General features: G+C 38.8%; 6 protein-coding genes. All 6 read left to right on the forward strand.

Annotated features, from left to right (window positions below; all coding sequences use genetic code 11):
* The first annotated feature begins 73 nt into the window (after positions 1 to 73).
* The 6 genes from yaaA (at position 74) to BMZ31_RS15690 (ending at position 7,826) form a co-directional block, all read left to right on the forward strand.
* Positions 74 to 289: a S4 domain-containing protein YaaA gene (gene yaaA / locus BMZ31_RS15665; protein ID WP_090832848.1), complete on the forward strand. Its 216-nt coding sequence runs from the start codon at positions 74 to 76 to the stop codon at positions 287 to 289.
* Between the two features lie 17 nt (positions 290 to 306).
* Positions 307 to 1,425, forward strand: coding sequence for a DNA replication/repair protein RecF (recF, locus tag BMZ31_RS15670; protein ID WP_090832849.1), 1,119 nt, complete (start codon positions 307 to 309; stop codon positions 1,423 to 1,425).
* A gap of 12 nt (positions 1,426 to 1,437) precedes the next feature.
* A complete protein-coding gene (remB, locus tag BMZ31_RS15675; RefSeq protein ID WP_090832850.1) occupies positions 1,438 to 1,686 on the forward strand; it encodes an extracellular matrix regulator RemB in 249 nt (82 codons plus the stop codon).
* Between the two features lie 271 nt (positions 1,687 to 1,957).
* Complete coding sequence (gyrB, locus tag BMZ31_RS15680) at positions 1,958 to 3,883, forward strand: DNA topoisomerase (ATP-hydrolyzing) subunit B (protein ID WP_090832881.1); 1,926 nt, start codon at positions 1,958 to 1,960, stop codon at positions 3,881 to 3,883.
* Positions 3,884 to 4,076: 193 nt separating this feature from the next.
* Positions 4,077 to 6,611 (forward strand): DNA gyrase subunit A, encoded by a 2,535-nt coding sequence (gene gyrA, locus BMZ31_RS15685; protein WP_090832851.1) that lies wholly within the window; start codon positions 4,077 to 4,079, stop codon positions 6,609 to 6,611.
* 114 nt (positions 6,612 to 6,725) lie between these two features.
* Entirely contained in the window at positions 6,726 to 7,826 is a 1,101-nt protein-coding gene (locus BMZ31_RS15690) for an HD-GYP domain-containing protein (RefSeq protein WP_254778862.1), read from the forward strand.
* The last annotated feature ends 415 nt before the right edge of the window (positions 7,827 to 8,241 follow it).

Below are 8,241 nucleotides of genomic sequence, written 5' to 3' on the forward strand. Positions count from 1 at the left end.
TCTTTTCTTTGTAACGGACACGATTATTTAGTAAAATAAAGTATTAGAAACTTTTTGAAGAAAGAGTGAAAAAATGGCGACGAAAATTAAGATTGATACTGAGTATATAACTTTAGGCCAATTTTTAAAGGCAGCAGACCTGATTCAAACGGGTGGAATGGCAAAATGGTTTTTAAGTGAGTATGAAGTTTTTATCAATAATGAACAAGATCAGCGAAGAGGAAGAAAACTTCGGGACGGCGACAAAATTTGCATTAAGGATTTTGGGGAGTTTTCGATTATCCAATAGCTAAAGGATGTAACTGTATGTACATTGAGGAATTAGCGTTAAGGAATTATCGTAACTACCAAGAATTAAGTCTTGATTTCGGAAATAACGTGAATGTTTTTCTAGGAGAGAATGCACAAGGAAAGACAAATGTTATGGAATCGATTTATGTTCTTGCAATGGCAAAATCTCATCGAACATCGAATGATAAAGAACTTATTCGCTGGGATGAAGATTATGCTAAAATAGAAGGTAGGGTAAAAAAACTGTATGGTTCAGTGCCGATGCAGTTAGTCATTTCCAAAAAAGGAAAAAAAGCCAAGTGTAATCATATCGAACAGCAAAAGCTGAGCCAATATGTCGGCAACATGAATGTCGTTATGTTTGCGCCTGAAGACCTCAACCTTGTAAAAGGAAGCCCTCAGATTAGAAGAAGATTTGTCGATATGGAAATTGGCCAAGTGTCGGCTGTTTATCTGCATGATATAAGTCAATATCAAAAAATACTCCTGCAGCGGAATCATTACTTGAAGATGCTGCAAATAAACAAACAAACAGACCACACTATGTTAGAAATCTTAACAGAGCAGTTCATTCAGGCAGCGGTCAAAATTACTGTCAAACGCTTTGAATTTCTAAGATTGCTTGAAAATTGGGCACAACCTATTCACCAAGGCATTTCTAGAGGATTAGAAACGCTAAAAGTTGTCTATAAACCGTCCGTTGACGTATTAGAAGACCAAGAGTTGTCGAAAATGGTACTGTGCTTTGAAGAAAAATTTGCTAAAACGAAAAAGCGGGAAATCGAACGAGGAGTTACGATGTTCGGCCCACACCGTGACGACCTTATTTTTCATGTGAATGGGCGTGATGTCCAAACATTTGGATCACAAGGACAACAGAGAACCACTGCCCTATCAGTCAAACTTGCCGAAATTGAATTGATTCAATCTGAAATCGGTGAGTATCCCATCTTGCTTCTTGATGATGTACTTTCTGAATTAGATGACTACCGTCAGTCACATTTGCTTAATACCATTCAAGGGAAAGTTCAAACCTTTGTTACGACGACAAGTATTAATGGCATTAATCATCAAACGCTAAAGGAAGCAACTACATTTCAAGTTGAAGCAGGCACAATCCGGAAAAATGATTGAGGTGGCATTTGCATGTATATCCATTTAGGTGAAGAAATCCTCATCCAAACAAAAGATATTATCGCAATTTTAGACAAAGATAGTTTTAACTCTTCAACAATGGCTGAAGAGTTTTTGAAACGTAAAGAAAATACAGCCATCAATTTAGCAAAAGGCCATTTTAAATCGGTTGTAATCACTCTTGATAAGGTATATCTGTCTCCCCTTTCATCAGGGACATTGAAGAAACGGTCAAGTCACATGATGCTGCAAGAATTTTAAACTTATAAGTACCTTACCAACAATAATAATCTTTTTCTTTAACTATGGCTCTTCGTAAAATTTGTTACTTTAACACGCGAAAGTAAAAATTGGCTTCTGGATTTTTACGATTTGTTATGGAATCTTGGTTCAAACTTCTCGAAAAGAGCCACGATGCCATAAAGAATTCGGGATGAGAGAACCATCCGAAAAGCAACAATCAATGCGAAAGCAGCCTTAACAATAGATGAATACGAGCAAGTAAATGAAAGTGTAGGTGATCGGCATGACAATGGAGCAAAAGGCAATTCAAGAACAGGCTTATGATGAAAATCAGATACAGGTACTAGAAGGTCTAGAAGCAGTCCGTAAACGCCCAGGCATGTATATCGGTTCAACGAGTTCAAAAGGTCTTCATCACCTTGTTTGGGAAATAGTCGATAACAGTATCGATGAAGCACTCGCAGGTTATTGTGATGAAATTAACGTAACCATTGAAGAAGATAACAGCATTACTGTTAAGGATAATGGCCGTGGGATTCCAGTTGGGATTCATGAGAAAATGGGTCGTCCTGCAGTTGAGGTCATTATGACTGTCCTTCATGCTGGCGGTAAATTCGGCGGCGGCGGGTATAAAGTGTCTGGGGGGCTTCATGGAGTTGGTGCTTCGGTAGTTAATGCCCTTTCAACTGTACTTGAAGTATTTGTACATCGTGATGGGAAAATCCACTATCAAAAATTTGAAAGAGGCGTTCCAAGCGCCGACTTAAAAGTGATCGGTGAAACAGATGTCACAGGTACGATCACGCATTTTGTTCCTGACTGTGAGATATTCACAGAAACATTGGAATATGAATTTGACATTCTGGCAAATCGTATCCGTGAGCTAGCTTTCTTGAATCGTGGTCTGAAAATCACTATTCAGGATAAGCGTACAGAGAATAATAAACAGAATGAATACTACTATGAGGGCGGAATCAAGTCATACGTAGAACATTTGAACCGTACGAAGGAAGTTCTTCATGAGGAACCTATCTACATGGAGGGTGAAAAAGAAGGTATTGCTGTAGAGGTAGCCCTTCAATACAATGATGGCTATACAGGGCATATTTATTCCTATGCGAACAATATTCATACGTATGAAGGCGGAACGCATGAGTTCGGTTTTAAGACTGCGTTAACTCGTGTAATCAATGATTACGCCAGAAAAAGTAATATTTTTAAAGAGAGTGATTCCAACCTCTCAGGCGATGATGTACGTGAAGGATTGGTAGCCGTTGTATCCGTTAAACATCCGGATCCACAATTTGAAGGTCAGACGAAAACGAAGTTAGGAAACTCTGAAGTCAGAGCTATAACTGATACAGTATTTGCTGAACGTTTTGAAGCCTTCCTTCTTGAGAATCCTGTTGTTGCGAGAAAAATTGTTGAAAAAGGCTTGATGGCTGCAAGAGCAAGACTTGCTGCTAAGAAAGCGCGTGAACTTACGCGTCGCAAAAGTGCATTGGAAATCTCAAGCCTGCCTGGTAAACTTGCAGACTGTTCTTCAAAGGATCCTTCCATCAGCGAAATTTATGTGGTAGAGGGAGACTCTGCCGGTGGTTCAGCTAAGCAAGGTCGTGATCGACATTTCCAAGCAATCCTGCCATTACGTGGGAAAATCTTGAACGTTGAAAAATCTCGTCTTGATAAAATTCTTTCTAACAATGAAGTACGTGCAATCATTACTGCTATCGGTACTGGTATTGCCGAAGACTTCGATCTTGCAAAAGCCCGTTATCATAAAATTGTTATCATGACTGATGCTGATGTTGATGGTGCGCATATTAGAACTTTAATTTTAACGTTCTTCTACCGTTACATGCGCAAAATCATTGAATCAGGCTATATCTATATTGCCCAACCGCCTTTATATAAAATCCAGCAGGGTAAGCGAATCGAATATGCATATAATCCAAAGCAATTGGATGAAATTCTAGCTCAACTTCCAAGTGCTCCTAAGCCAGGCATTCAGCGTTATAAGGGTCTTGGAGAAATGAACCCTGACCAACTTTGGGAAACAACCATGAATCCTGAAACAAGAACACTTCTTCAAGTGACATTGGAAGATGCAATCGAAGCGGATGAAACGTTTGAAATCCTGATGGGTGACAAAGTTGAACCACGACGTAATTTTATCGAAGAGAACGCCTTGTACGTTAAAAATCTCGATATTTAAACAATGAACAGGATAGATATTGCATGTCTATCCTGCTTTACATAATCAGTAAGGCAGCCTTGTTTATTTTTGACTTGAACGTTCTAAGAATAATAGTTTTTCGTTTTTATGCAGATAATGGTCTAGCTCTAGCGCCTAGCCCCTTAAGGCTTAACAGGCACTTGCGCTTTTCTTTTGAGGAGGTAATACTGGTATGTCCGATACGCCTAATTCACGAGTAAAAGAGATTAATATTAGTCAGGAGATGCGTTCATCTTTCCTTGACTACGCAATGAGTGTTATCGTTTCCCGTGCCCTTCCAGATGTGCGTGATGGTTTAAAACCTGTACATCGACGTATCTTATACGCAATGCATGACTTAGGTATGCACTCTGATAAGCCTTTTAAAAAGTCTGCCCGTATCGTTGGTGAAGTAATTGGTAAGTATCATCCACATGGTGACTCTGCCGTTTATGACACAATGGTAAGGATGGCACAGGATTTCAACTACCGTTATATGCTCGTTGATGGCCACGGGAACTTTGGATCCGTCGATGGCGATGCAGCTGCAGCAATGCGATATACAGAAGCTCGTATGTCAAAGATTTCAATGGAATTGCTACGTGATATCAACAAAGATACGATAGATTATCAGGATAACTATGATGGTGCTGAAAGAGAACCAATTGTAATGCCAGCTCGTTTCCCTAACTTACTAGTAAACGGAACATCAGGTATCGCAGTTGGGATGGCAACTAACATTCCACCCCATCAGCTCGGTGAAATCATTGATGGTGTCCTCGCTTTAACTAAGGAACCAGATTTAACAGTGCAGGAATTAATGGAGTTTATCCCCGGCCCAGACTTCCCTACTTCCGGATTAATTCTAGGAAGAAGCGGAATTCGTAAAGCTTATGAAACGGGCAGAGGTTCTATTACTCTACGTGCAAAAGTTGAGATTCAGGAAAAGGCAAATGGACGTGAAGTCATCATTGTTCATGAGCTTCCATATCAAGTAAACAAAGCAAAGCTTATTGAAAAAATCGCTGAGCTTGTACGCGATAAGAAAATTGACGGCATTACTGATCTACGTGATGAATCTGACCGTAACGGTATGCGTATCTTCATGGAAGTTAGAAGAGACGCGAATGCAAACGTCCTATTAAACAACTTATATAAGCAAACTGCACTTCAAACTAGCTTCGGTATCAACCTGCTTGCGCTCGTAGATGGACAGCCAAAAGTTTTGAACTTAAAGCAATGCTTAGTCCACTACATTGACCATCAAAAGGTTGTTATCAGAAGAAGAACAGAGTTTGAGTTGCGTAAAGCTGAAGCTCGAGCTCATATCTTAGAAGGATTAAGAAAAGCACTTGATCATCTTGATGAGGTTATTGCCTTAATCCGAAGCTCACAAACAACCGAAATTGCTCGTGAAGGCTTAATGACGAACTTTGAATTGTCAGATAAGCAAGCTCAAGCTATCTTGGATATGCGTCTTCAACGCTTAACAGGACTAGAGCGCGAGAAAATTGAAGAAGAGTATCAAGCCCTAGTAAAACTAATTGCTGAATTGAAAGCGATCTTGGCTGACGATGAAAAAGTGCTTGAAATTATCCGTGAAGAATTATCGGAAATTAAAGAGCGCTTTAACGATAAACGTCGTACAGAAATCGTAAGCGGCGGCTTAGAGCATCTCGAGGATGAAGATTTGATTCCGAGAGAGAACATTGTTCTTACGCTTACGCATAACGGTTATATCAAGCGTCTACCAGTTTCGACATACCGTGCTCAAAAACGCGGTGGGCGTGGAATTCAAGGAATGGGTACAAATGAAGATGACTTCGTTGAACACTTAATTCCAACTTCGACGCATGATACTATTCTCTTCTTTACGAATAAAGGGAAAGTATATCGCTCTAAAGGTTATGAGATTCCTGAATTTAGCCGCACAGCTAAAGGGATACCAATCATCAATCTTCTTGGCATCGAAAAAGGCGAATATGTTAAAGCAATCATTCCTGTAGAAGAGTTTGTGGATGACTGGTCCCTATTCTTTACAACAAAAGAAGGGATTTCTAAGCGTTCACCACTGACTTCTTTTGCAAATATCCGTAATAACGGTCTTATTGCTTTAAATCTTCGTGAAGAAGATGAATTGATTTCTGTTCGCTTAACCGACGGATCAAAGGAAATCATCATCGGAACGAAGAAAGGTATGTTAATTCGTTTCCCAGAAACAGATGTTCGTTCTATGGGCCGTACGGCAACTGGGGTAAAAGGTATAACCCTTGATCATGATGATGAAGTAGTTGGAATGGAAGTCCTTGAAGATAATACCGATATTCTTGTAGTAACAAAGAATGGTTTCGGAAAGCGTACACCAGCTGCTGAATATCGTGTTCAAGGTAGAGGCGGTAAGGGAATTAAAACGTGTAACATTACTGAGAAAAATGGTAATCTCGTTTCCATGAAGGCTGTTACTGGTGAAGAAGATATCATGCTTATCACTACAGGCGGTGTTCTAATTCGTATGGCAGTTGACGGAATTTCTACTATGGGCAGAAGCACAATCGGCGTTAAGCTTATTCGATTAGAAGAAAGCGAAAATGAGTATGTGGCAACTGTTGCTATTGTGGAAAAAGAAGATGAAAAAATCGAAGAGATTACTGAAGAAACAAATGAAGAATCGACTCCGCAAACTGATGGTGAATCGGCACAAACAGAAGAAAGTAACGGAGAAGAGTAGAAATTTAAGAAGAGGGACGCATGATGTGTTCCTCTTTTTTGAGCGGATTCTAGTCGAATATTAACAATTTATTCAAATAGAGCCGATATAAGAGTAAATCGTAATATTATCGGGGTGGCTTCTTTGCGTGTAAAAATTGGTGAACTTCAAGAAGGCTGTATTCTAGTTGAAGATGTATACTCATGGACAAATCGGCCAATCATTGCAAAAAAGACAGTACTTAACGAAGAATTAATTGAAATCTTAAATGTTTTTAAGATAGTAGATGTGAATGTCGAAAAAACACTTATCACAGGAATGCCTTTCATTCCGAATGAGATAATTGAAAACCATGAATTGTTGTCATTAGCAGAAGCGAAAAAAGTTGAACTCGGAATGACGGACTTATTCTTGCAGGCCGTAAATGGTTATAAGAAAGAATTCATATCATGGCAGTCTGGATTACCTATAGATATAAATAAAGTTAGAAACATCCTAATGCCCCTATTGGAAAAAATGGAGAAGTCTCCTCGTGAAATACTTAACCTATATCATCTTTCTACGAGAGAAGACTATTTATACCATCATGCTGTAGCCGTAGGTATGATAAGCGGCTTTATTGCGATTAAGCTGCAATATCCTAAAGGTGATTGGGTGCAAATTGCCCTTGCAGGATGTCTAGCTGATTGCGGTATGGCAAAAATCAATCCAAGTATTTTCAAAAAAACAAGTTCCTTAACCCTGAGTGAGTATGAAGAAGTGAAAAATCATCCGTTACACAGCTATAAACTCATTCAAAATATTCCTGTCATCCGAAAAGAGATGAAAATTGCTATATTGCAGCATCACGAACGTCTTGATGGCAGTGGTTATCCAATGGGCGAGAGAGAGCAGAAAATACATCCAATAGCTAAGATTATCGCTGTTGCCGATACATTTCATGCAATGACTTCGGAAAGAACTTTCCGTACAAAGCAATCGCCTTATAAGGCAATTGAATTGATTATGGAAGATAATTTTGGGAAGTTTGATCTACATTGCCTTACTGCTTTAAAGTCGGCAATTGTAAATTATACTGTCGGAGACAAAGTGAAGTTATCCAATGGACAAATTGCTGAAGTGCTATTCATTGATGAAAAGGCACCTACCCGCCCTCTGTTAAAGCTAGAAGACAATGGTGATGTTCTTCCACTTGATCGTAATAGACAAATCTTCATAGAAGAAACTCTTGCTTAGCTAATGTCTAGTTCTCCTTTGGAAATGATGTTTGAAGATCTGCTTTTTAGATTTTCCTATCATTAAAGGAGAGCTAGGCATTTTTTGTTCTTCGCACTATGTTAATTGAAATGGAGGGACTGATAGCCAAGTGAAAAATCCATTTTTAAAAATTATACTGCTTTATTGAGGACATTTTATTAGTTATGTAGCATGGCTAGTTTTCATAATTAACTTATTATTTAAAAGGTCTTGCTTTGACTGTTATAGGCTGATATAATCATTCAAGTCAGCAAGTTATCACACATGTTTCTTGATTAAAAGAAATAAAAAAAATGTTGACTCAATATACGATACATGGTATATTGATAAAGTCGCTTCTGAGCGATAAACAAAATTGTTCCTTGAAAACTAAACAAACAAAAATGTCAACAAA

The organism is Bacillus sp. cl95 (genome assembly GCF_900115925.1).
Lineage (GTDB): Bacteria > Bacillota > Bacilli > Bacillales > Cytobacillaceae > Neobacillus_A.